The organism is Galactobacter sp., from assembly GCF_022712295.1.
In the GTDB taxonomy this organism is placed as follows: domain Bacteria; phylum Actinomycetota; class Actinomycetes; order Actinomycetales; family Micrococcaceae; genus Galactobacter.
In genome coordinates this window covers 1-22,697 of sequence record NZ_JALAGT010000073.1, presented here as the reverse complement: position 1 = coordinate 22,697, position 22,697 = coordinate 1, and the positions used below count along the sequence as shown (strand labels likewise).

The 22,697-nt window shown below is 64.9% G+C and carries 18 protein-coding genes, 1 tRNA gene and 1 pseudogene; 14 read left to right on the top strand and 6 right to left on the bottom strand.

The window, feature by feature from the left end; all coding sequences use genetic code 11:
- Nucleotide 1: 1 nt before the first annotated feature.
- Nucleotides 2-77: transfer RNA gene (locus Q0A15_RS05690), tRNA-Val, on the bottom strand.
- A 146-nt stretch (nt 78-223) separates the two neighbouring features.
- Between Q0A15_RS05690 and Q0A15_RS05685 the strand changes: the two genes are divergently transcribed.
- The gene (locus tag Q0A15_RS05685; RefSeq protein WP_291278561.1) at nt 224-1,213 is read left to right on the top strand and encodes a hypothetical protein; all 990 of its coding nucleotides are present in this window, start codon (nt 224-226) and stop codon (nt 1,211-1,213) included.
- A 92-nt stretch (nt 1,214-1,305) separates the two neighbouring features.
- On the opposite strand, the gene epsC is transcribed toward Q0A15_RS05685, so the two are convergent.
- The 3 genes from epsC to msrA form a co-directional block, all read right to left on the bottom strand.
- Nucleotides 1,306-1,893 carry a serine O-acetyltransferase EpsC gene (gene epsC, locus Q0A15_RS05680; protein ID WP_291278560.1) on the bottom strand — a complete coding sequence of 196 codons (588 nt, stop codon included), beginning with the start codon at nt 1,891-1,893 and terminating at the stop codon, nt 1,306-1,308.
- Nucleotides 1,894-1,933: 40 nt separating this feature from the next.
- Nucleotides 1,934-2,866, bottom strand: a complete 933-nt coding sequence (gene cysK / locus Q0A15_RS05675; RefSeq protein WP_291278559.1) for a cysteine synthase A — start codon at nt 2,864-2,866, stop codon at nt 1,934-1,936.
- Nucleotides 2,867-2,970: 104 nt separating this feature from the next.
- Nucleotides 2,971-3,525, bottom strand: coding sequence for a peptide-methionine (S)-S-oxide reductase MsrA (msrA, locus tag Q0A15_RS05670; protein ID WP_291278588.1), 555 nt, complete (start codon nt 3,523-3,525; stop codon nt 2,971-2,973).
- A gap of 190 nt (nt 3,526-3,715) precedes the next feature.
- On the opposite strand from msrA, the gene Q0A15_RS05665 reads away from it, so the two are divergent.
- The 9 genes from Q0A15_RS05665 (at nt 3,716) to Q0A15_RS05625 (ending at nt 16,732) form a co-directional block, all read left to right on the top strand.
- Complete coding sequence (locus tag Q0A15_RS05665) at nt 3,716-4,567, top strand: Nif3-like dinuclear metal center hexameric protein (protein ID WP_291278558.1); 852 nt, start codon at nt 3,716-3,718, stop codon at nt 4,565-4,567.
- An 88-nt stretch (nt 4,568-4,655) separates the two neighbouring features.
- Entirely contained in the window at nt 4,656-5,381 is a 726-nt protein-coding gene (locus tag Q0A15_RS05660) for a C4-type zinc ribbon domain-containing protein (protein WP_291278557.1), read from the top strand.
- Nucleotides 5,382-5,638: 257 nt separating this feature from the next.
- On the top strand, nt 5,639-8,101 hold the full coding sequence (locus Q0A15_RS05655) for a LuxR family transcriptional regulator (RefSeq protein ID WP_291278556.1): 2,463 nt from the start codon (nt 5,639-5,641) through the stop codon (nt 8,099-8,101).
- Between the two features lie 255 nt (nt 8,102-8,356).
- Nucleotides 8,357-9,748, top strand: coding sequence for a sugar transferase (locus tag Q0A15_RS05650; RefSeq protein ID WP_291278555.1), 1,392 nt, complete (start codon nt 8,357-8,359; stop codon nt 9,746-9,748).
- On the top strand, nt 9,748-10,500 hold the full coding sequence (locus tag Q0A15_RS05645) for a WecB/TagA/CpsF family glycosyltransferase (protein WP_291278554.1): 753 nt from the start codon (nt 9,748-9,750) through the stop codon (nt 10,498-10,500). Before Q0A15_RS05650 ends, Q0A15_RS05645 begins: the two co-directional genes overlap by 1 nt.
- Entirely contained in the window at nt 10,497-12,008 is a 1,512-nt protein-coding gene (locus Q0A15_RS05640; RefSeq protein ID WP_291278553.1) for a polysaccharide biosynthesis C-terminal domain-containing protein, read from the top strand. The genes Q0A15_RS05645 and Q0A15_RS05640 overlap by 4 nt, the downstream gene beginning before the upstream one ends.
- Entirely contained in the window at nt 12,001-12,774 is a 774-nt protein-coding gene (locus Q0A15_RS05635; protein WP_291278552.1) for a hypothetical protein, read from the top strand. The genes Q0A15_RS05640 and Q0A15_RS05635 overlap by 8 nt, the downstream gene beginning before the upstream one ends.
- Nucleotides 12,771-16,013, top strand: a complete 3,243-nt coding sequence (locus Q0A15_RS05630) for a fibrinogen-like YCDxxxxGGGW domain-containing protein (protein ID WP_291278551.1) — start codon at nt 12,771-12,773, stop codon at nt 16,011-16,013. The genes Q0A15_RS05635 and Q0A15_RS05630 overlap by 4 nt, the downstream gene beginning before the upstream one ends.
- A complete protein-coding gene (locus Q0A15_RS05625) occupies nt 16,010-16,732 on the top strand; it encodes a CDP-alcohol phosphatidyltransferase family protein (RefSeq protein WP_291278550.1) in 723 nt (240 codons plus the stop codon). Before Q0A15_RS05630 ends, Q0A15_RS05625 begins: the two co-directional genes overlap by 4 nt.
- Nucleotides 16,733-16,750: 18 nt before the next feature.
- On the opposite strand, the gene Q0A15_RS05620 is transcribed toward Q0A15_RS05625, so the two are convergent.
- Nucleotides 16,751-17,983 (bottom strand): Wzz/FepE/Etk N-terminal domain-containing protein, encoded by a 1,233-nt coding sequence (locus tag Q0A15_RS05620; RefSeq protein WP_291278549.1) that lies wholly within the window; start codon nt 17,981-17,983, stop codon nt 16,751-16,753.
- 233 nt (nt 17,984-18,216) lie between these two features.
- On the opposite strand from Q0A15_RS05620, the gene Q0A15_RS05615 reads away from it, so the two are divergent.
- The 4 genes from Q0A15_RS05615 (at nt 18,217) to Q0A15_RS05600 (ending at nt 22,368) form a co-directional block, all read left to right on the top strand.
- Entirely contained in the window at nt 18,217-19,329 is a 1,113-nt protein-coding gene (locus tag Q0A15_RS05615) for an O-antigen ligase (RefSeq protein ID WP_291278548.1), read from the top strand.
- A gap of 96 nt (nt 19,330-19,425) precedes the next feature.
- Nucleotides 19,426-20,334 carry a glycosyltransferase family 2 protein gene (locus tag Q0A15_RS05610; protein WP_291278547.1) on the top strand — a complete coding sequence of 303 codons (909 nt, stop codon included), beginning with the start codon at nt 19,426-19,428 and terminating at the stop codon, nt 20,332-20,334.
- A 1-nt stretch (nt 20,335) separates the two neighbouring features.
- Complete coding sequence (locus Q0A15_RS05605) at nt 20,336-21,934, top strand: glycosyltransferase (RefSeq protein WP_291278546.1); 1,599 nt, start codon at nt 20,336-20,338, stop codon at nt 21,932-21,934.
- Complete coding sequence (locus Q0A15_RS05600; protein ID WP_291278545.1) at nt 21,931-22,368, top strand: adenylyltransferase/cytidyltransferase family protein; 438 nt, start codon at nt 21,931-21,933, stop codon at nt 22,366-22,368. Before Q0A15_RS05605 ends, Q0A15_RS05600 begins: the two co-directional genes overlap by 4 nt.
- On the opposite strand, the pseudogene Q0A15_RS05595 reads toward Q0A15_RS05600, so the two are convergent.
- Nucleotides 22,355-22,697: pseudogene (locus tag Q0A15_RS05595) on the bottom strand (peroxide stress protein YaaA); the annotation flags it as partial. The gene Q0A15_RS05600 and the pseudogene Q0A15_RS05595 overlap by 14 nt on opposite strands.

The window sequence follows — 22,697 nt, the reverse complement described above, 5'->3', positions numbered from 1 at the left end:
GTGGTGGGTCCTAGCGGGCTCGAACCGCTGACTCCCACGGTGTAAACGTGGTGCTCTACCAACTGAGCTAAAGACCCTTGATGCCTTCAGGAAAAGGCACTTGTTGCATCCTACCTTGTCCCAGACCGTGGAATGCACCACGAGGACATCATCACGTGATGAAACATGCCTAAGATGGGTTGTCTGTCTGCACCATCCACCCCAAGGAGTACATGTGATTTCGATGAAGCGCGCCTTGAGCGCGGTCGCCGTCTCGGCGTCCGTAGCGTTGTCCGGCGCCATCGTCGCCGCCCCGATGGCCCAAGCCACCGTCGACAATGCCTCGACGGCGTCCCAAACCCTCGTCGCGGCGAAGGCGAAGAAGGCGTCCAAGCCCAAGATCGTGCAGCAGCCGCGGTCGGCATCGATCCGTGGCAAGGCCAAGGCGACGTTCAAGGTCAAGGCCTCTGGATCGGCCTTGAAGTACCAGTGGTACATCAAGCGCTCCGGAAGCAAGAAGTTCACTTCGGTGAAGACCGCCACTCGCTCCTCCTGGACCACGGCCAAGCAACCCAATCGCAGCACCACCGCAAAGGTGCGCGTGGTCGTCAGGAACTCCTCGGGCAGGGTGACCTCGAAGACAGCCAACCTCAAGGTGACGGCCTGGAAGAAGCCGGTCATCGGTTCGAGCAAAGCGACCCGGGTGAACCATGCAAAGGGCACGGTATTCACCGTGGCCGGTCGCAACCTCTCGGGCGCTAAGGTGACCGCATCGAAGATGAACGGATCCAAGCTCTCCATCCGACTGGTCGGCCGGAACGCGTCGAAACTGAAGTTCAGGGTGGGGCGCAACGACGTTGTGGACTTCAACAAGATCACAGTCAGCAATCCTGCCGGGAAGTCGTCCACCGTCGTGCTGTTGATGCGCAAGGTCAGCACCAAGGATCACAAGGCAGTCGTGCAGCAGATGCGGGAATTGAACACGGCGGTGAAGGACGCTTACGGCTACTGGGAAGACGAGCTCGTCGTTGGCGTCCGCTATGCGCTGACGTCTGCGACCAACAACACCAAGCGGTGGGAACCTGTCGACGCATCCGCTTCTCAGGTGATCACGAATGCGGCCTTGGCCGAGATCGCCGTTTATGACGATGATTACACGCAAGATGATGTGGACTTCTACTACACGGAATTCCTCGACTGGTGGGAGGCGCTGAGGGTGTACATGAAGATCTGATCCTTTGCCTCCATCAAACCGAAGACGGCGGTGGCCGGCGCGCGTACGCGGGCCGGCCACCGCCGTCGGGCATTGACGGAGCGCGAAAGCGCTCAGATCCACATCGCTGGATCGATGTACTCCGCGGGATCCACCGCCGGCTCGTGCTCCTCCGGCTTGCGCCGACGGTCACGGGCGGGAACCCCGGTGAGGATCGAGTTCTCCGGTGCGTCCCTGACCACCACGGCGTTGGAGCCCACGGCGGAATCCGAACCGATGGTGATGGCTCCGAGCACCTTGGCGCCGGCTCCCACCGTCACCCTGTCACCCAGGGTGGGGTGTCGCTTGCCCTTGGCCAGCGACTGTCCGCCCAGCGTCACGCCCTGGTAGAGCATGACGTCGTCCCCGATCTCCGTGGTCTCACCGATCACCACGCCCATGCCGTGGTCGATGAAGAACCGCCGCCCGATCGTGGCACCGGGATGGATCTCGATGCCGGTGAGGGCCCGAGCGAACTGTGAGATGGCGCGGGCCGGGAACTGGAAGGCACCTCCCTTGAGCCACAAGCGATGAGCCAGGCGGTACGCCCAGATCGCGTGGAGGCCCGAGTACACCACCGCGATCTCGGTGTTGCTGCGCGCGGCAGGATCGTGGTCGCGGGCGGCGCTCAGGTCTTCGCGTACGCGGCTGATGAAGGACACGGGTCTCCTTGGACGTGGGTGGTGGACGTGGCGGCGGGTGTCAGCCGCGGATGTCCTCGTAGAGGACCGTGGAGATGTAACGCTCACCGAAGTCGGGAACGATCGCGACGATCAGCTTGTCCTGGGCCTCGGGGCGCTTGGCGATCTCGAGGGCGGCCCACACGGCTGCGCCTGCGGAGATGCCGCCGAGGATGCCTTCCTCGGTACCCAGGGCGCGGGACACGCGCACGGAGTCATCCAAGGTTGCGTCGAACACCTCGTCGTAGATGTCCTGGTCCAGGACCTCAGGGATGAAGTTGGCGCCAAGACCCTGGATCTTGTGCGGGCCCGCCTTGCCGCCGCTGAGCAGCGGGGAATCGGAGGGCTCAACGGCGACGACCTTGACGTCGGCGTTCTGCTCCTTCAGGTACTGGCCTGCACCGGAGACGGTGCCGCCGGTACCCACGCCTGCCACGAAATAGTCGACCTTGCCGTCGGTGTCGTTCCAGATCTCCGGGCCGGTGGTGGACTTGTGGATGGCCGGGTTGGCGACGTTGGCGAACTGCTGGGCCCAGATGGCGTTCTCCGTCTCGGCCACGATCTGCTGAGCGCGCTCCACGGCGCCACGCATGCCCTCAGCGCCGGGGGTCAGGACGATCTGGGCGCCGTAGGCGCGCAGCATGACGCGACGCTCGGAAGACATGGTCTCCGGCATGGTCAGGATGACCTTGTAGCCGCGCGCCGCGCCGACCATGGCCAGGGCGATGCCGGTGTTGCCGGAGGTGCCCTCCACGATGGTGCCGCCGGGCTTGAGCTCGCCGGAGGCCTCAGCGGCGTCCACGATGGCGCGGCCGATACGGTCCTTGACGGAGTTGGCCGGGTTGTAGAACTCGAGCTTCACGGCCACGTTGCCGGGCAGGCCCTCTGCCAGACGATTCAGGCGGACCAGCGGAGTACCGCCGACGACCTCGGTGATGTTGTCATGGATGGGCATGTGTTTCCTCTCGACTTGAGCTTGAGCAGGCGGGAACGCCGAAGGTGGGCCGTGCACGTCGCAGATGACCTGCCGGTCCCTGCCTCCAGGCTAGTCGGCTCGGGTCAGCTTGACCGCTGGAATGTGGCGAATTGTGTCCTTGCCTTGGCCAGCTTGGGGTTGATGATGACCTGGCAATAGCCGACCTCGGGGTGTTCGGCATAGAAGTCCTGGTGCTCCGGTTCGGCAGGGTGCCAGCCGGAGAAATCCTCGATGGTGGTGACGATGGGTTGGCTCCAGTTGCCCTGATTGCGCTCGATGGCCGCCTGCATGCGCGTGGCTTGGTCCTGATCGAGGGGGAACAGTGCGGAGCGGTACTGGGTTCCCACGTCGTACCCCTGGCGGTTCAGCGTGGTGGGGTCATGCATCGTGAAGAACATGTCCAACAGCGTGTCCTCGTCGATCACCGTGGGGTCGAAGGCCACGGCCACGGCCTCGGCATGCCCGGTGGTGCCGGAGCAGACCGACTCGTAGTACGGCTGCGCAGTGTGTCCGCCCGTGTACCCGGATTCCACACCGGTGACACCCCGGACCGTGCGGTACCAGGCGTCAAGGCACCAGAAGCAGCCGCCGCCCAGCACCAGGAGTCCTGACGCCGGCGGCGTCGCCGCGGCGCTCATGCCCGACGACGTGGGGCCGGCTTGATCGCTATCGGCTGGATTGGTGTGTGGTTGCGTGATGTTCACGTAGGACTCCAACGTCCGGACCCCGCGAGATTGTTCCCGGGGCATCGCCGGAGGGCCGCCACACCGGAGGTGTTCCCACTTCACCTGTTCCGCGGCAGGCCCACGGACGGATACGGTTGGGGGCATGAGTCGAGTCGAGGCACCGTCCCCCTCCCTGGCTGAAGTGTGGTCCACGGTAGAAGAGCTGTGGCCCAGTACGTTGGCGGAACCATGGGATGCGATCGGGCCGGTGACCGGAGACCCGGAACAAACCGTGAAGTGCATCGTGCTGGCGGTGGATCCGACCCTGGCCGTGGTGGACGATGCGCTGGAGCGTGGAGCAGATCTGCTGATCACTCACCACCCGCTCTTGTTGCGTGGGGTGCAGTCGGTGGCGGCCAATACCTTCAAGGGGCAAGTGGTTCACCGGCTCATCGAGAACCGCTGCGGACTCTTGACCGCTCACACCAACGGCGACTGCGCCATCGGTGGAGTCTCAGAGGTGCTGATCCGCTCGTGTGGGGGGCAGGATTCCGTCCCGTTGGTGGCGTCGGCCGGGGGAGTGGAGGGCGAGGGGCTTGGTCGCGTGGGTGACCTGCCCCGGGCCATGCGCCTGACCGAGTTCGCGGAACGCGTGTACTCCGTCTTGCCTTCCGTGGCGGGCGGTGTGCGAGTGGCGGGGGATCCCGACGGGCTCATCCGCCGCGTGGCCGTGTGCGGCGGTGCAGGCGATTCCTTGTTCGACGAGGTCCGGGACAGTGGTGCAGACGTCTACGTCACGGCAGACCTGCGCCACCATCCGGCCTCGGAGGCCCGTGAGGCGGCTGGCGGTGGCCGACCCTATCTGGTGGACGTCTCCCACTTCGCTTCTGAATGGCTGTGGCTCGGAGCCGCCGCCGGTGTGCTGCACAGGTCCCTACAGGACCAGGGATTCGGCGTGGAGATCGCCGTTTCAGGGATCAACACCGACCCATGGGACTTCATTCTGACGCCATGAGTCACAGGACGTCCGACATCGCGGGCAGGCCTGCTTCGTGCCCAGCCCGCCACTTTCTCAGCCTGTCTCTTTCAAGGAGTACCTCCAAGTGATCACTGCATCCCCAGAACAACAGCGGCTGCTGCTCGAGCTGCAGGCTCACGTGTCCGCAGGCAACCTGCTCTCCAGACAGCGGCGCGAGGCATTGGAGGACCCGGAGCTGCTCTCCGCCCGTGAGGTCGTCGACGCGGCCCGCCTTCGTCGCGACGAGACCGCCGCTGACCAACGCACGGCTGACGCCGAGGTGCAAAGGCTTGAGGATCAGGCGGCCAAGGTCGCGGAACGAATCAAGGGCAACGAAGCCAAACTCATGTCCGGACAGGCAGGCGCATCGACCTTGCAGGGGCTGCAGCGTGAGATCGAGTCGCTGACGGCAACCGCTGCGGAACTGGAGGACGAGGAACTCTCTGCGCTGGACTCCGCCGAGTCGGCCGCGACGGATGTGGAAGCTGCCGAGTCTGCGTTGGCCTACGCAACGGACCAACTGACGAAGGTCCAAGCCGAGGTGGATGCACGGGTTGCCGAGCTTGATGGTCGTGCCGCCGAAGAATCGGCCGCGCGGGCGTCCGTAGCGGCCGGGGTCCCGGAGGACTTGCTGGCCGACTTCGAGGATCGGCTGTCCCGACACGGCGTAGGTGTCGCGAAGCTGGTGGGGTCTGTGTCCGGTGGGTCCGGGATGGCGCTCTCCCCTGGGGATCTGGCGCAGATCCGAGCGGCTGCTGAGGACGAGGTGGTGTATTGCCCCGACTCCGGGGTGATCTTGATCCGGGAGTGAGGCGACCGGTGGAGGCTCGTGTCGATACCTACCGGCTCGGAGCAAAGTACTGAGTACGTACGCACAAATTACGCAAGCCTCTGGATACACCATGCATTGGGCTATATCTTGGACGAATCACAAGCGCTCGGCACGGGTCAGTCAGGCCCATTCAGAGGTATCGTTCAATGACTTCATCAATCGAATTTCCTTCAGCATCCACGCCTGCCGGTGATCCAGACTCGACCGAACGAGGTCCGGGCTGGACCACCTTCAGAGTGTGTAAGCCCCAGCTCCTGGACCGCGTCGTTGACGGTCTGAGGCGTGACGCTGCTGCCGTCATCCTGGTGGGCGAATACGGGGTCGGCAAGTTGAGCTTGGCCGGCGAGGCCGTTGCGGAGCTGGCAAGCCAGTCAGAGACACTCTCCGCCGTGGTGACGGTGGTGGACCAACAGGACGTAACGGAGGAGCTCGTCGATTCGCTGAACGTGGACGGGGAACGCTTCCTGGTCCTGGAAGGCATCGATCAGTATCCAGCTGAGGCTGCCGCCACGATCGAGCGGTTGGTCGGCACTCCCGGGCTGAGGATCGTAGCGACGGCCAGACGTATCCGCGGGGGAGCTACTCGGTTGGCTTCGAGGGCGGGAGTCCGACGGTTCGCGGTCCCGGCGTTCTCGATCTCCGAAGCGGAACGTTACGTGTGTCTGCTGCTGGGGTGCGAGGCCGTGGAATCGCTCACCTTGCGACGCTGGTACCGCATGACCGAGGGAAATTTCGCCTCCCTGACCATGCTCGTTCAGGCCACTGAGGAAGAGGGCGGTCTGCAGAGTCGGCGCGGCTTGGTCTGGGAGGCGGCCGCCGGTGAATCCGTGCCTGCCGAACTCACCGAAGATCTCTTGCGTCGCTGCACCGCTGAGGAGTTGGAGACCCTGCAGCTCGTTGCCGCGGCAGAACCCATCGTCGAGGATCCGCTGCAGCGAATGATCCAGCCCGAACAGCTTGCGCATCTCGTTGAGCAGGGCCTTCTCGCCGTCGAGAGGCGAGCGGACGGCGGATCCAGGATCAGCTTCAAGCAACCGCTGCACGCCATGGTCGTCAACGAACAGACCTGTCCGGATCGTCGTCGAGAAATCAACCTGCGCCTCTATCAGACGCTCCTGGAAGACTTGGGGCGTCGCGATCCGACGGCGGCCGGTCGGAGGGTGACGCGGCTGGTCGCGTTCGGTCTCGAGGCGGGTCTCGAGCTTCCGATCGAGTGGTTGTCCTCCGCCCTGAACCACATGGTGAGGCTGGGGACCGACGAGGGACTGCGCACTCGCATCTGCACGGTCATCGCGATGCACAAGGATGCGAATTCGACGCAGCTGGCCAAGGCGGCCATCTGGGCTGCTGTGGCAGCCCGATTCAATGGGGACAAGGAGCTTGCCGCCGCAGCGCAGCAGTGGGGGATCCGGGCGGCGTCCGCGCTGAAGCCAATGGTGGGGGCGCCTGATCGGCTCTATGCCGCACTTCAGGTTCGGCTGGCCACGTATGAATCGACCGATCTGGGAGACATGGTGGCCGCCAACGCCAGGTTGGCCACCCTCGAAGAGGCCAGTCGTGAAGCGCACGAGAATGTTCGCTTGTCCGTGAGGAGTGCGCGCATGGCGGCCAGGGCCGCGGCCGGCCACCTCGACAGCGTCGGTGAGGTTCTCACGAACGAGTCGCGACTTCTGCAGTTGCCGGTGGAGCGGGCTCGATTCTGGTCAGCTGTGGCCTCGACGCTGGTCCTGGCGCAACGGGGTCAGTTCTCGGAAGCGACAGGACGCTCCGACGTCGCCGTCACCATGATGGGTCTGGGTGGAGCCGGCTACGGCCCCAACGCGGAACTGCTGAGCTTCTGCACCTATTTAAGCCATTGGTTCTCGGGTGCGCCGGAGTTGTCCCGAGACGCCTTGGAACAACTGCGTGCGGTTGCCCTGACCGACCAGTCCAGCTGTGGTCTGGCGGATCTGGCCGAGGTCCTCCAGGCGAATTCCTTGGGACACTGGCAGGAGGCCGAGCGCAGGGCCCATGTGCTGATCCTGCGCTTGACCGAACACGACCCGTTTGTGGTGCGCCCCTTGGCGCGGGCGGCTATGGCCTTGGCACTGGCGGCTCTGGGACAGCGCTCCGCTTCACTCCAGGCCATCCGCATTGCCGAGACCGGTCGCTTCGGGGTATCCCTCATGGCCAGGGGAATGCTCCTGACGATGACGCTGAGAGCCCGTCTGTGGTGCCAGGCGTCGGACACGGCGGCAGTCGCCCGGGACACCGCCAACTGGGCGGCGGCCGATCACCTTCCCATGGTGGAGCTGGTGGCCATTCACATCCGTGGGCTCGCAGAACCCGAGTCGCTGCCGCAACTGCTGCCGAGGTTGACAGTGCTCGCCGGGGAGGTCGACGCTCCGGTGGCGGAGGTCATTCGACAGCATTGCCAGGAACTCGCAACGCTGCAGCCAGCCTGGGAGACGCCTGCGGCGCGCATCCTGGCATCGTTCGGAGCCTGGATGCCGTTGCCCTCAGCACCTCAACTCTCCGCTCGTGAGCGTGAGATCTCCCTGCTGGCAGCCTTGGGGTATTCAAGCAAATGGATCGCGGAGCATCATCACCTCTCCGTGCGCACGGTGGAGACGCACCTTCGTCACGTCTTCACGAAGATCGGCACCACCAATCGCGACGAGCTGAGGGGTTGGTTCCGAAGGGAGTCGGTCGGCGGCTGAGTACGTAGTCCGACACCCGCAGGGGAGCCCTGATCGCGTTTGTAACGCTGTTGGGGATATAGCCTGAAACTCGTCTCGGTAGGGCTTGCGTATTCACCGCCCCGACCACCGGTCCCACTTCCTAACCTGTGTCTGTTATCACCAACGGACCCGTGGTTTGAGGAGTAGCAGGTGCTGGTTGAGAGGAAGAGTGCGGCCTCAGGGCTGCACGGGCTGACGCGCACGGTCAGCCGCAGAATGAGATGGGCCGGTGCCATGCGCCGACGGTTGTACATCACGGATTCCCTGGTGGTCGTCGGCGCGGTGGCCGTTGGCTGGCTGACGCAACAGTTCACCGCGACCACGGACCAAGGAACACTACGGGACGCATCACTGTTGGCCCTGACCTGGCTCCTTCTGCTGGCAAGCACCCGCACCCGTGGCGACGAGATCCTTGGGGCGGGTGGCAAGGAATATCGGCTGGTCGCGCAAGCAACCTGCCTCGCTTTCGGTACCATCGCCATCGCTCGCCTGATCATGGGGTGGGAGGGAAATCGCACCCTCCTTCTCACGGCCTTCGCCGTTGGCATCACAGAGCTGTTGGTGGGCAGACGGGCGTGGAGGTACTGGCTGCTCTGCCGCAGGGAGGCCGGGCACTTCGTCTCCCGAAGCCTCGTGGTGGGATGCACGGACGACGTGGGTCGTCTGGTCGCGGCTCTGGACGGCAAGGCCACGCAGCCATATCAGGTCATCGGGGTGACCCTCACCGACTCCGGCCAGCGGACCGAATCCAAGCCGGCAGAACCCACGCTGGCCGGACACCGAGTGGTGGGAGACCAAGGCAACGTCGTGGCCACAGCGGCCCGGATCGGGGCGGACACCATCATCGTGGCGGGGGAGAACCCAGGCACGCCTGCCTTCGTCAGGCAGCTCTACAGCCAATTGGAAGGAACACCCGCTCGCCTGGTGCTGGCGCACAGGGCGGGGGAGGTGCTGGGCAGCAAGGCTGCCTTCCACCCCGTCCAGGGACTGCCGCTGCTGGCGCGGGATATTCCCACCTACCGGGGCGGTCAGCTGGTGTACAAACGTGCACTGGACATCGTCTGTTCCGCAGTGGCGCTGCTGTTCATTGCGGTCCTGACACCCTTCATCGCATTGCTGATCAAGGCGGACTCACGTGGCCCCGTGTTCTTCTCCCAAGAGCGCGTCGGCCGGGATGGCACGTTCTTCAAGATGTACAAGTTCCGCACCATGGTCACCACGGCGGAAGCCGACCTCGAAAAGCTCAAGGACGCCAACGATGGCGCAGGCCCTCTGTTCAAACTCAAATCCGATCCGCGTGTGACACGGGTGGGCCGCGTGCTCCGCAAGCTTTCCCTGGACGAGCTGCCGCAGTTCTGGAACGTGCTGAAGGGGGACATGAGCATCGTGGGCCCCCGGCCACCGCTGCCCCAGGAGGCAACCACCTACGACGGTCAGGTGGCGCGCCGGCTCTACATGAAGCCCGGCATCACCGGACTCTGGCAGGTCAGCGGGCGCAGCGATCTGAGCTGGGACGAGAGCGTCCGCCTGGACCTGAGCTACGTGGAGAACTGGTCCGTTGCCAGGGACCTGCAGATCATGTGGCGAACGGGACGCGCCATGATCCAGCCGCAAGGAGCGTACTGATGCTTGCACCGCGCGCCGTCACCGTCTCAGGAGTGAAGGTCCGTGCTTTCACCCAGAGCGCCCTCACGCAAACCGTCACCACTCTTGCACAGTCCCCGGGCACCGACGTGCTGGTGGGCGTCAATGCTCACGTCTGCAACCTGGCCCGCCGAGACCCGGACCTACGCGGCTTCCTCGACAAGGCCCTCAACTACGCCGACGGGCAGTCGGTGGTGTGGAGCGCCCGCCTGCTCGGGATGCCCGTGCCGCAGCGCTTGGCCACCACCGATGTCGCGGAGCCGATCCTGCGTTCAGCGGCCGCTGCAGGACTCCCCATCTACTTCTTCGGGGCCCAACCTGGCATTGCCGACGCGGCAGCAACCATCCTGCGCTCACGAATCCCGGGGCTGAAGCTACGTACTCACCACGGCTACGTGAAAGATGAAGAGACGGCAGCGCTGCTGACCGACATCGCCGAACACGGAACCAAGATCCTCTTCGTCGGGTTGGGTGACCCGACCCAAGAGCGCTGGGTGGCAGCCCATGCGGAGCAGCTGCCGCCGGTGGTGCTGACCTGCGGAGGCCTCTTCGACTGGCTCAGCGGTCATCACCGGCGGGCGCCTCACTGGATGATCGACGCGGGCCTGGAATGGCTGTGGAGATTCATGATCGAACCCAAACGCCTCGCCAGGAGATACCTGGTGGGCAACCCCTCCTTCATGTTGGCCGTGGCCAGGGAACGGTTGCTGCTCAGGAACCGAGCACGCGCATGACTCGTGAGCACTCTCTCGGCCGTCAGAGCGTGTTCAGTTTCCTCGGGTCGGCCACGAGCGCCGCCATGGGTCTGCTGCTCGTGGTGGTGCTTGGACGCGTCCTGGGAGAGGCCGGGTCCGGAATCGTGATGCAGGCCGTCGGGGTGTTCATGATCGCGCTGGGTATCTCTCGCTGCGGTATGGACTCGGCAGCGATCTGGCTGCTTCCGCGACTGAGCCTCGACGCCAAGGCCCACGTGGCTCCAACGGCCTGGTTCATGATTCTGACCTCCGCAGCCATGGGGATCATCTGCGCGGGTGTCATCACGGCCACGGTGCATCTCACCGGCAACGGCAGCGAGGCCACCCGAGCCATCTCGGCCTCGGCCTGGTTCCTCCCACCCACCGCCATGCTGCTCACCGGTTTGGCGGCCACCCGCGGGCTGGGTGGAGTCGCTGCCTACGTCCTGGTCGGCAACGTCGTCCTGCCGACTCTTCGCCCGGTTGCCATCATCGTCTTCGTCGCTGCAGGCGCCGGTGCGGTGGGGGCCACCATCGCCTGGGCAACACCGGCCGTCCCCGCGCTGGCCCTCGCTCTCGGCGTCCTCGTCTTCCAAATCCGCCGCACAGCCGAGGGACAGCGGAGCACCCCGATGGAGTTCTTCCGCTCCGGCACCCCAGGCCGAGCACTCAGATATGCCGGCCCCAGGGTGGTCTCCTCAACCTTGGAGCAAGTCCTTGCCTGGGTCGGGATCATCCTGGTCGGGTTCCTGGCCGGTCCCGTCGCCGCAGGTATCTACGCCGCAGCCACCCGCTTCGCCACCTCCGGGTTGATCGTTGACACCGCCATCCGCGTGACCGTGTCCCCCCTGTTCAGCCGGCTGCACCACCTGGGCCACATCCCGGAACTGGTCCACGTCTACCGCCGCGCAACCAGCTGGCTGGTGCTCTTCAGCGCACCCGTCTTCCTCATACTGGCGATCTTCGCCCCGGTCGCACTGGGACTGCTGGGGACGGGCTTCACCGCCGGAAGCACCACTCTGGCCGTGATGTGTCTCGGAGCCATGGTGACGCTGATGGCAGGCAACATCCACTCCATCCTCCTGATGGGAGGCCACAGCGGACTGGCCGCACTCAACAAGGTCGTCGTGGTGAGCGTCAACATCATCCTGATCCTTGTCCTCACCCCACTTTGGGGAATCCTCGGCGCGGCCGTTGCCTGGGCGGTCTCCTGCCTCCTGGACGCTTCGCTGGCCACCCTCCAGGTACACCGAGTCATGCAGATCCGGCTTCCCCTGACCTCCGGCCTGCGCCCACTCCTCGGCACCTTGGCCGTCATCGGCCTCCCGGCCCTGACGGCACGCGCGCTCCTCGGGGCCACGTACCCCGCGCTCGCCGTCGCCCTGCTCGTGGGTGGCACGGGATTCCTGCTCTGGTGCCGCCTGGACCGTACCCGACTTCACCTGAACCAGTCACTACGTCAAACCGAATCCTCGTTTGCCTCCGAAAGGACGACCTCCGATGCGTGATCCATCCACCGGCCCAACCCACAGGGGCCGCGTCATCGCCTTGGCCATAGGTGGCTTCGTGACCGCGGCTGGCCTGACCGTCGCCGTCGCGGCCTCCGCCGCCAACGAACCCGACCGGCACCCAGCCGACGGAGGCACCCAGGCGGCCGCCCACACGTCGAGCACGGGCGTTGCGGCCACGCACTCCGCCCCAGCGGCGGAGAGCGGAACCCCGGGCCAGGCGCGAGCCGCAGCCGCTGCGAGCTCGTCGGCCACGAGGTCGTCTGCCACAAAGAAGCAACGCTCCGCGGACCCTGTGGCCACGAGGGCCGCTACGGCAGCCACCCTGAAGAAGGACCAAGCCAAGGAGGTCGTCGAGAACGGTCTGTCCGCGGCTCTGGAACAGCCGGACACCGCCAAGAAGTTGCGCACCGCGGTCAATGATGTTGCCCAAGAGGATTACCTCGAGGAACTGGAAGCGCAGTGGCAGGAGCTGGAGGCGTACGGCTGGCAGGCGGAGGGGTCGCCTCGGGTTCTGAGCACCAAGGTCAGGTCGCAATCGGCGAAGGATCGAACCGCGGTGATTTCCGCCTGTATCGATTCCTCCGCCGTGCGTTTCCTGGACGCTGATGGGAAGGCCATCAACGCCAAGGCCAACCGTCCCGGTCCGGCCACACAGATTTTCACTGTTCAACAGGGCAAGGACGCCCGTTGGCGCATCGTGGACAGGTCCTTCCCTGCGGATCCCGCCTGCGGCAACGACGCTGAGACGAGGACGAAGCGATGAACAAGCAATCGTATATTTTCAATGCCCGACGCCGTGTGCTTGCCGTGGCGGCGTGTGCCTCGGTGCTCCTCGCGGGCGCCGTCCTGCCCACGGCAGGACGGGCGGAGGCCGCGGAGGCGGTGACGGCGTCCACCGAGGCCGACGGTCTCACCGAGGCCACTGCGGCGGCCTCATGTTGGGAGATCAAGCAGAATGCGCCGGCGTCGACCAACGGCGTGTACTGGCTGTACACGCCGGCGCTCGGTGCACCACAACAGTTCTATTGCGACCAGGAGCGCCAGGGAGGCGGCTGGTTGTTGGTGGGCCGCGGACGCGATGGATGGTCGTCCTCCACACAGGGGTCGGGTACGCCCGCCCAGGTCTCGTCCACCGTGTCGGGGCAGGCCGCCTTCACGCCTCGTCAGCTGCCAGGCCCCATGATCGATCAATTACTCAACGGTGATCCGGTGAAGAGCTTGCCCGACGGCGTCCGGCTGGTCAGGGCCACGAACCAGGCCGGCACTCAGTGGCAGGACGCCACCTTCACCTACGAGAGTCCTCGCTCCACCTGGACGTGGAATTTCAACACCCAGGAACGGGTGGACACCGCCAAGTTCGGCTCGGTCACCTCGCGCGGCGGCAAAGTCAGCGACTTCGGCACCGACAGCTCCTACAACCGGGTCCGCACCATCACCGGATCAACGGAGGGGTGGCAGGCCGGCTTCGGATACGGCTCCAACGTCCGTGGGGCACCCGACGCGGGGAGCTACCTATGGTCAAAGAACACCTCCACCGGATATGCGCGGCCCTTCACCCAGGTCTTCGTCCGGCCACAGTTGCGCAGCACGGACATCAATGAGTCCTTCCCCTCCGGAGGAACCGCGGCCCGCACCGTGACCTCGGTGGCCAACAGCTTCGCGCTGACACAGAACTGGGGTGTTGCGGGTCTGGGCAATGGGCCGAGCACCATCGAGGGCAGCAATGAGGTCTCGGCATTCACCGAGGTCAACGGCACAGTGTTCGTTGGTGGGAATTTCCTGCGGGCCCAGAAGACGTCTGGGGGCGGATCGGCCACGAACCAGGCCTATCTCGCGGCCTTCGACCGTGACACCGCTGAACTGAAGACCGGCTTCAATCCGACGTTCAACAACCAGATCAAGGCCCTGGCCACCCTACCCGGGAACAGGATCGCCGTTGGCGGCTACTTCACCGAGGTCAACGGCAGTCCCCACAACGGCCTGGTGGTGCTCAACGCCGCCACCGGCCAAGTGGACACCGCTTTCACCGGCAAGCTCATCAACTACATCGGTAACGGGGTCCCCGTGGTCCGCACCCTCGATGTCGAGGGAGACTGGCTCTACGTCGGAGGCGTGTTCACACACTCCACCGGCGGCAGCAATCCGCGGGAGGTCTACACCCGCAACGCCGCCAAGTTCGCCGTTGGCAACGGCACCCCGGACTCGAGTTGGAATCCCGAGTTCAACGGGTCGGTGATCAGCCTGGACGCCTCTGAACAGGGGGACCGGGTGTACTTCGCGGGCTTCTTCTCGCAGTCGCAGGGGCGCGATGCTGACAAGGCCGCGGCCATGTCATCGCAGAACACGAACCTGATCCCGTGGAACGTGGTCTTCTCCAACCGTGCCAACGGCCGCACCGGCTACCAGCAGGCCGTGCTGGAGGTCGGGAACTCCGTGTGGTTGGGCGGTTCGGAGCATTCCCTCATGCGGTACTCGCGGGACGGGCTGAACATGCTGAATTCCTCGATCGGCTCCACCGGCGGCGACTTCCAAGCATTGGCCACGGACGGCACTGCTGTGTACGGCGGATGCCATTGCTTCGAGGACCAGTACGAGGGGTCAACGACATGGCCGAACATCGGCACGTCCTGGACCTCGGCAGACGCCATCTACGGCACGGGAGCGTGGAGCGCCGCCGACGGGAAACGCATTCCCGAATTCAACGGGACGTTCAACACCGCTCGTGGGGCTGGATCCTGGGCCCTGTTCGTGGATTCCAACGGCACCCTGTGGCAGGGCGGTGACTGGACCTATTCGCACCGTGCCGGATGGAACCGGCAGTGGTCAGGTGGGTTCGTGCGGCACGCGCAGAACGACGTGACACCGCCGTCGGCCCCGGGGCAGTTCTCGGCCGTTCAAGGGGAGGGCGGTGTGTCCCTGTCCTGGTCCGCAGCCACCGACACAGGTGGCAACGTGGCCTACGAGGTCATGCGCGACGACCGGGTTGTCGCCACGGTCACGGACACCTCGCTCACGCTTCCCGAAGGTGAGGCCACGACCAAGTACTTCGTTCGCGCTGTGGACCAGGCCGGCAATCGCTCTGCCTCAACGAGGGCAGTACAAGCCGAGCAACCACCCCTGGAACCCAGTTCCGTGACCTACGTACCCACCGGTTCGGACTGGAAGTACGTGTATTCGGAGAGCGGCCCTTCCGGGGACTGGACCACCCGAGGCTACAACGATGCGTCTTGGGCCACCGGAACCGCACCGTTCGGTTGGGGGCATACGAACATCGCAACGCCCCTGACCGCGGACGCGCCGAAGCCCGCTGTGTCCTTCTACCGTAAGACCTTCACGGTGGAACAGGCCTCGGCAGTCACGGCCGCGCAGATCACCACGCGGGCCGACGACGGCATCGTGGTCTACGTCAATGGCACAGAGGTGGGACGAACGCGGGTCGATCCCGGACCGGTGGGACCGCGCACGTATGCCAACGCCGCTGTGAACGCTTCCACTGCACTGGCGAATCCCGTGCAGTATGCGATTCCCAACGACCTGCTCAGAGACGGGGAGAACGTCGTCACCGTCTCAGTCCATTCGAATTACCGCAGTACGCCGAGCCACAGCTTCGAGCTGGAAGCCACGGCCACTATGGGCAGCCCCGCTGCGGTGGCCCGAGAGGAGAAGGCGCAGGCTCGAGCCTCCGAAGAGGAGGACAAGGCCCAGGCGGACGAGGAGAAGGCCCAGTCCAAGGACGCCGAGACGAAGGCCGAGGGGAAGTCTCGGTCGGCTGAAGCCGACACCCAGTCCCCGGTGGAGAAGAAGAAAGGTATCGGATCCGCCAAGGAGCCTTCGAAGGAACCGTCGAAGCCAGAGTCGAAGGCGGACGTTGAGCCGTCCGCCCAGCCTGACACATCCGCTCAGCCTGAGACGTCCGCCCAGCCGAAGCCATCCGCAGAGCCTGAGTCGGCCGATGAAACCGAATCGTCCGAGCCGGAGACGCGGGAGGATGCGCAACGATGAAGGCACCGGCCCGGTCACCGAGTTTTCGTGACAACCTGAGATCCCTCGACGGCGCCCAGAAGTCGGGTGCAGGAGTGCCGGCCTACATGCGGTGGGTCAACCGCAGGGCCGGACGGGTCATCGCTGCGGGTGCCGGGCGGATGGGCCTCACACCCAACATGGTGACCGGGATCAGTGCCCTGCTCTCCGGGCTGGGCCTGGTCCTGGTGATCGTCTTCGAGCCGCACGTCTGGACCGGTGTGTTGGCTGCACTGCTGCTCGCCGCAGGATTCGCGTTCGATTCTGCGGACGGACAGCTGGCCCGCCTGACCGGTGCAGGCGGGCCGGCGGGGGAGTGGCTGGACCACGTGGTGGACGCCATCCGGACTCCCACGGTGCACTTGTGCGTGGCTGCGGCCATGCTCTTGTACCGGGAGGACCTGAGATGGGCGGTTATCGTGGCAGCATGCTTTGCCGTGTTGTCCGTAGGGCAGTTCATGAGCCAGATCCTCGCTGAACAGCTCGCCAAGCAGCGTGGCGCGCGTGCGGAGGAGGGCAATGGCAAGCTGAAGTCGTGGATACTGCTCCCGAATGACACCGGCACGCTGTGCTGGATGTTCGTCCTGTGGGGAGCCCCTGCGGTCTTCTGTGTGGGTTACGCGCTGTTGTTCGCCCTGAACCTGCTCCATGCTGCCGTGTCGATGCGGCGCAAGTTCAGACTGCTGCGCACCCTGGGGTGAAGCAATGGCGACGTAGGCTCACTCGGAGCTGCGCTTTGGCGGCCGGGCGCTCGTTTGAACCACTCCGAGCAACTCGGTATCGTTTGCCCGCGCCTCCGCGGCGACCCAGCGTAGCTGCACCAGGTCGCCTGCGACCTGGTCGAAGATGAGCACGGCGGTGTCTCCTCGGGCGAGCCCACCCACCAGCTGCGCACTGTCCGAGGCGGTGATCAAGGAGACGCCGAGTGTAGGCGAGGCCTTCTCCAGCGCTTCCGCCAGGTCCGCGGCATAGGTTGGGTCGCTGGCGCAATCCGCCAACACCAGCTCCGCCTCGCCAGGGGTTCTGGCCAGGATGCGTTCACACGCCACCTGCACGCTCTGGTCCCGTTTCAAGGTGGGTGCACCGCGCGGGGGCCTACCTCCAGCCAGGATCGGAGTCGAGAGCATGGTCGAGACCTCTCTGACGCTACGGACTCTGCGGTCGAACGGGTTGCGGAGATAGGACAGGATCACCCCGAGGACCAGCCCCACACCTGCGGCGGTCAGGAGCAACCGGGAGCGTTGTGGCTGAGCGTAGGTGTTGTTGTCAGCGGCGGCGGACAGCACCGTGCCTCCCGCCGTGTCGACACCGCTGAGCTTGTTGCGATCCGACAACAGGTCGTTGATCTCAGTGAGCACCTGCTGTTGTTGTGCCTGGGCCTCGATTTCGGAGATGGAGCCCTTGGAGGCGTCGGCCAGAGTCCGGTTGGCCTTCTTGAGGTCCTGCTGCAGCTGTTCGATCTGCCCGTTGTAGCCGGAGATCATGGTCCGTACTCGGTCGGAAGCCTGCTCGCTCCGGTAGTTCAAATACGCCTCCGCGACCGCGTCCGCACCGGCAACGGCCTCGTCCTCGGTTCCGGCCACATAGACGACATTGACCACCGTGGTATCGGATGAGGTCAGGATCTGGGAGGCCGCACGCACGTCACGGCCCGTGACATCCGCACCGAGCTCCTTGGCCGCGCGGGAGGTCACGATCTGCGACCGAGCGATGGCGGCCTCTGTATTGCCGTCCAACAAGCCCGAGGCGGCTCGCTGCGGGGTAAAGGGCTCGGAGGTGATGACGTTGAGATTCACGGTGGTCTTGGCGGTGAAATTACGCGGTAATAAAAAGGCGCAAGCCAGCCCGACCAGAATGCTGACCACAATCATGGTCACCACGAGGCGCCACTGCCTCAGCAGAATCCGTGCATAGTGAGCCAATCCCAGGGAAGTGTGGTCAGATTGATCCATTTCCTTATCATAAAGCTATGCCTACGAAAGGGAAGAGGTGGATCGGAGCAGGACTTCCGGCACCTCTCAGCGAACGTCGTGGCGTCTCTCGACGCACGGAGCTGCCACGCTGGCCGCTCACCGCCATGCTGGCGTTCTACCCTGTGTGGTGGGTACTCGGATTCGGTTCATTGGCCTGGATTCCCTTGTCAGGAATCATGGCGTGGCTGTTGCTACGCCGAGGAGGAGCGAGGATGCCACGAGGGATGGGCATCTGGTTCCTCTTTCTGCTGCTCGTGCTGGTCTCGGTGATCGGCATCGACTCACCCGGCCGACTCGTCGGTTTCGTCTACAGAGCCTTGGACTATCTCAGCGTCACCGTCGTCTTCGTCTACGTCTACAACGCGCGGGCCAGTCTGACGCCTCAATACCTCCTGGGACTGGTCACCCTCTTCTGGGTCTGGACCGTTGTGGGCGGTTATGCCAGCGTCTTCTTCCCCACCTTCTCCTTCCGTACCCCCCTCGGCCTGCTGCTGCCCGGCTCACTACGCAACAACGAAGTCGTCGGTGAGATGGTGGTGCGACGCCTCACGCAGTACAACCCGGACAGCTGGATCGTTCTGGAGCCGCGGCCCTCGGCACCGTTCCTCTACACGAACCAGTGGGGCAACGTGTACTCGTTGTGCCTGCCCATGGTCATCGCGTATATGAGCCTGATCCGACGTGGAGCGCTGTTCTGGACGCTGTGCGCCACCATCGTGGCATCCCTGATCCCGGCCCTGCTGACGCTCAATCGAGGCATGTTCATCGGAATCGGGATCGCCTCTGTCTACGTCTTCTGGCGCTGTGCCCTCAGTGGCCGATGGAGGATCGTGGGAGGCCTGACAGCATCGGGTGTCGTCGTCGCCATCGTGGCTCAGGCGGTCGGGGTGGTGGACAGGCTGGCCTTCCGTGTGGAAAGCAGCTCATCGACAGAGGACAGGGCGGACCTCTACGGCGAAACCTTGCGTCGCTCCTTGGAGTCACCACTCTTCGGCTATGGCGGACCCCGGCCGTCCATGATCGAAGGTGCGCCGTCGGCAGGAACCCAAGGCCACCTCTGGGCCGTCATGTTCTCCCACGGATTCCCGGCCCTGCTCTGCTTCATCGCGGCTCTACTGTGGTTGTTCCTCTCCACCTACAGGGCCAAAGGCCTCGAGGGGCTCCTGCTCCACACGGTCTGCCTCGTGATCCTGGTGGAAATGCTCTACTACGGCGTGCTGCCCAACGGCCTCATCCTGGCGTTCGTTGCTGCCGCCTTGGCGCTGCGAGAGCGTGAATACGTGATTCTTCCCGATGTGAACTCGACCCGGTATGCCTCAACCTGAAGGTGTTCATCCCCTCGTGCGTGCTGACTGAGGCGTTCCACGGACCCCGAGCCGGCGCCGTGCGTGGGGAGTCGTGCGACCTGATCGAGGTAAACGGTGCAGCAACCTGCCGTCAGCGTGGTGATCGCCACCAGAGACCGACCCGTCCTTCTCAGACGTGCGGTCGGGTCCGTCCTGAATCAGCGCGGAGTTTCGCCCATCGAAATCATCGTGGTGGTGGATGGCCCGGCTCAGGAATCCCTCGTGGATGTGGAACCCGGTCCCCACGACCTGCAGTGTGTCCGCAACACCGGGAAACCCGGTCTGGCGGGAGCTCGCAATGAAGGCATCATGAGGGCCTCGGCGGATCTGGTGGCCTTCTGCGACGACGACGACGAATGGCTTCCGGGCAAGTTGGCCGCACAAATCGAGAGCCTCAAGGATCCTTCAGTGGTGCTGGGCGCCACGGCCATCGAGATCCGATCGGAGGGTGGCAGTCACGTCAGGACAGCACCTGCTGAGGTTGGCCTGGCCGATCTGTTGAAGGACCGCATCACCGAATTACACCCGTCCTCCTTCCTGATCCGTCGTTCGGCGCTCATGGGAGAACTCGGCCTGGTCGATGAGGAGATCCCCGCGTCGTACGGCGAGGACTACGACCTGCTGCTGCGGGCGGCCAAGGTGGGCAGAATCGTGGCGCTGCCGCAGCCGCTGACCGTGGTGCATTGGGACAGGGCCTCATACTTCACGCAGAAATGGCGCGGTATCGCGGACGGACTCAGTTACCTGTTGGACAAGCACCCTGAGTTCGGCTCCAGTCGCTCAGGCAGTGCCCGCATCGAGGGGCAGATCGCGTTCGCTCACGGTGCCGTGGGAGACAAAGCGCATGCGAGGAGCTGGGCCTCGAAGGCGATTGGTCATGACCCCCTTCAACCGAGGGCCTACCTGGCCCTCATGGTGGGTCTCGGCCTGGTCTCCGCGAACTGGGTGGTCAACACCCTCAACCGTCATGGAAGAGGCGTGTGAGATGCCGCGACTCTCGGTGCTGATGCCGGCCTTCAATGCTCAGGACACCGTCATGGCCGCGGTGCGCAGTACCCTCAGGGATCTTCCCAAGGACTCCGAGGTTGTGGTCCTGGATGACGGGAGCGCGGACTCAACCGCCCGTGTTCTTGGCGAGGTGAAAGATCGGCGGCTGCGGGTACTGTCGCGTGCCAATGACGGAGTTGCCTCAGGCCTGAATGTCCTGTTGGGACAGACCGACAGCGAGTACATCGCCCGGATGGACGCGGATGATCTGGTGTTACCAGGGCGGTTCCGGCGGCAGCTGGCTGCTGTGGACCAAGGAACGGACGCTGTTTTCTCCACGGTCGTGACCTGGGGCAACGGTAGGGTGACGCCGCCCAGGCCATCAGGGATCCGGCCAGAGGATTTCGGAATGCACCTGTTGCTGACCAATCCGGTGGCCCATTCCACCCTCCTGGCGCGGCGCGAGGCAGTTGCAGCCGTAAGCGGGTACAGGAAGTTACCGACCGAGGACTACGACCTGTGGCTGCGAATGAGCATCGCGGGGAGCAAGCTTCAGCGTCTACCGGTTCCGGGGTTGGCCTATCGAACGCATCCTCAGCAGATCACCGCATCTGCGCAGTGGCGCCGGAGCAGCTGGGAGAATCCGCAGATCGCCGAGGCGTTTTCTTCTCTGGCGCAGGAGCTGCTCGGCGTACCGGCGTTCCGCATCACGGCACTGGCGATTGCCGAGACCATGAGCGCCGAGGAGAAGTTGTGCCGATTCGACGAGTTCGCAGCGGCCTTTGACGCTGCGCTGACTCAGCACGGCGACTCCGCGCAGCGGGCTTTGAGGAGAAAGCTCGCGGAGCGACGCAGATGGCTGACCCACAAGGTCGCGGAAGCAGCTCCGGATGAGATGTCCAGGACTCGGCCACCCGGGCCGGACACGGTGCGGACGTCCACTGCCGGACCGGTCTCGACGGGGTCTGACTCCGCCGGGCCGGACGCGACAGGGACGTGCCCCACTGAAGATCTCCCCGTCGAGGTCGGCTCGGTCCCTGGCTCCACTGCCCGGGAACGTTTCCGGGTCGCCGTGGCAGCCGATCGTCTCGCCAATATCGCCTACCCCAAGAGTCGGCTCGTGTTGCGGTGGTTCCGCAGCGCGCAGCGGTGGAGGCAGACACCGGGACCGTTCGGGCGCGTCATGTTCCTGGCGGTAGGAGGCTCATACAAGGCCGTGACCGAAGGAATGCTGGGAATGGAGTTGCCGGTCAGCACTGAGGTGGGCCCAGGCTTGCGCTTACGTCATGGCTTCGGGATCGTCGTGAATCCGTCCTCCCGAATCGGTGCGAATGTGATGCTGCGACACGGGGTGACGCTGGGCAACCGTAAGGAGAAGAACGACTGCCCGGTCATCGAGGACGGGGCTGAGATCGGCGTCGGAGCCGTGGTCATCGGATCCGTGACGGTGGGCACCGGAGCCAAGCTCGGGCCCAACGTCGTGGTGGTCAAGGACGTCCCTGCAGGGGCGTCGGTGCACTCGGCCGGCAACGAGATCAACATCGGACGAGAAAAGAAACACACCAACGGCACCGGATGGGCAGGAACGGCGGCATGAGGATCGGATACGCTGCGGGAGCCTTCGACCTCTTCCATGTGGGTCACCTGAACCTGCTGCGGCAGGCACGCGCCGGGTGCGACAAACTGGTGGCCGGCGTGGTCTCGGACGAGATGCTGCGGCAGGTCAAGGGCATCGAACCCGTGGTCCCCACTGAGGAACGCTGCGAGATCCTGCGCCACATCGACCTGGTGGACCAGGTCTACGTGGAAACCACGCCGTCCAAACTGGACGCGTGGAGAGACGTCGGTTTCACCCACTTCTTCAAGGGCGATGACTGGCGCGGGACGGAAAAGGGGCTGCTCCTCGAGGAACAGTTCGGAGCGGTCGGGGTCCAAGTGGTGTATTTCCCGTACACCGCACACACCTCGTCAACGGCACTGCGTCGGGCGCTGTCACTGTTGGAACGAAGTGACGGCGCTATCGCGAAGTGAAGCGGTGGTCCTCGGGAAGTACCACGGTGAGGCGCCACGGTTTCGCCCTGGAAGGATCTGACAACTCGACCTCCCACCACTGGGCGGCGATCTGGCGCAGTTCCTCTGGGGTGGTGGGATTCTCGCCGGAGGCCAGCAGCCGCCCGATGAGTTCGCCTCTGGTGTGTTTGGCGAAGTGGGAGACCACCTTGCGTTCGCCGCCGCGGAGCTGGACCACATCCACCGCCACGGAGGTGGCCGGCGGCCGCGTCGCTGCCGCGGCAGAGGGGGGGGGGCGTACGTCGACCACCCATTCGTGGTTGGCCCGGGACGTCAGTGCGGGGGGCAGG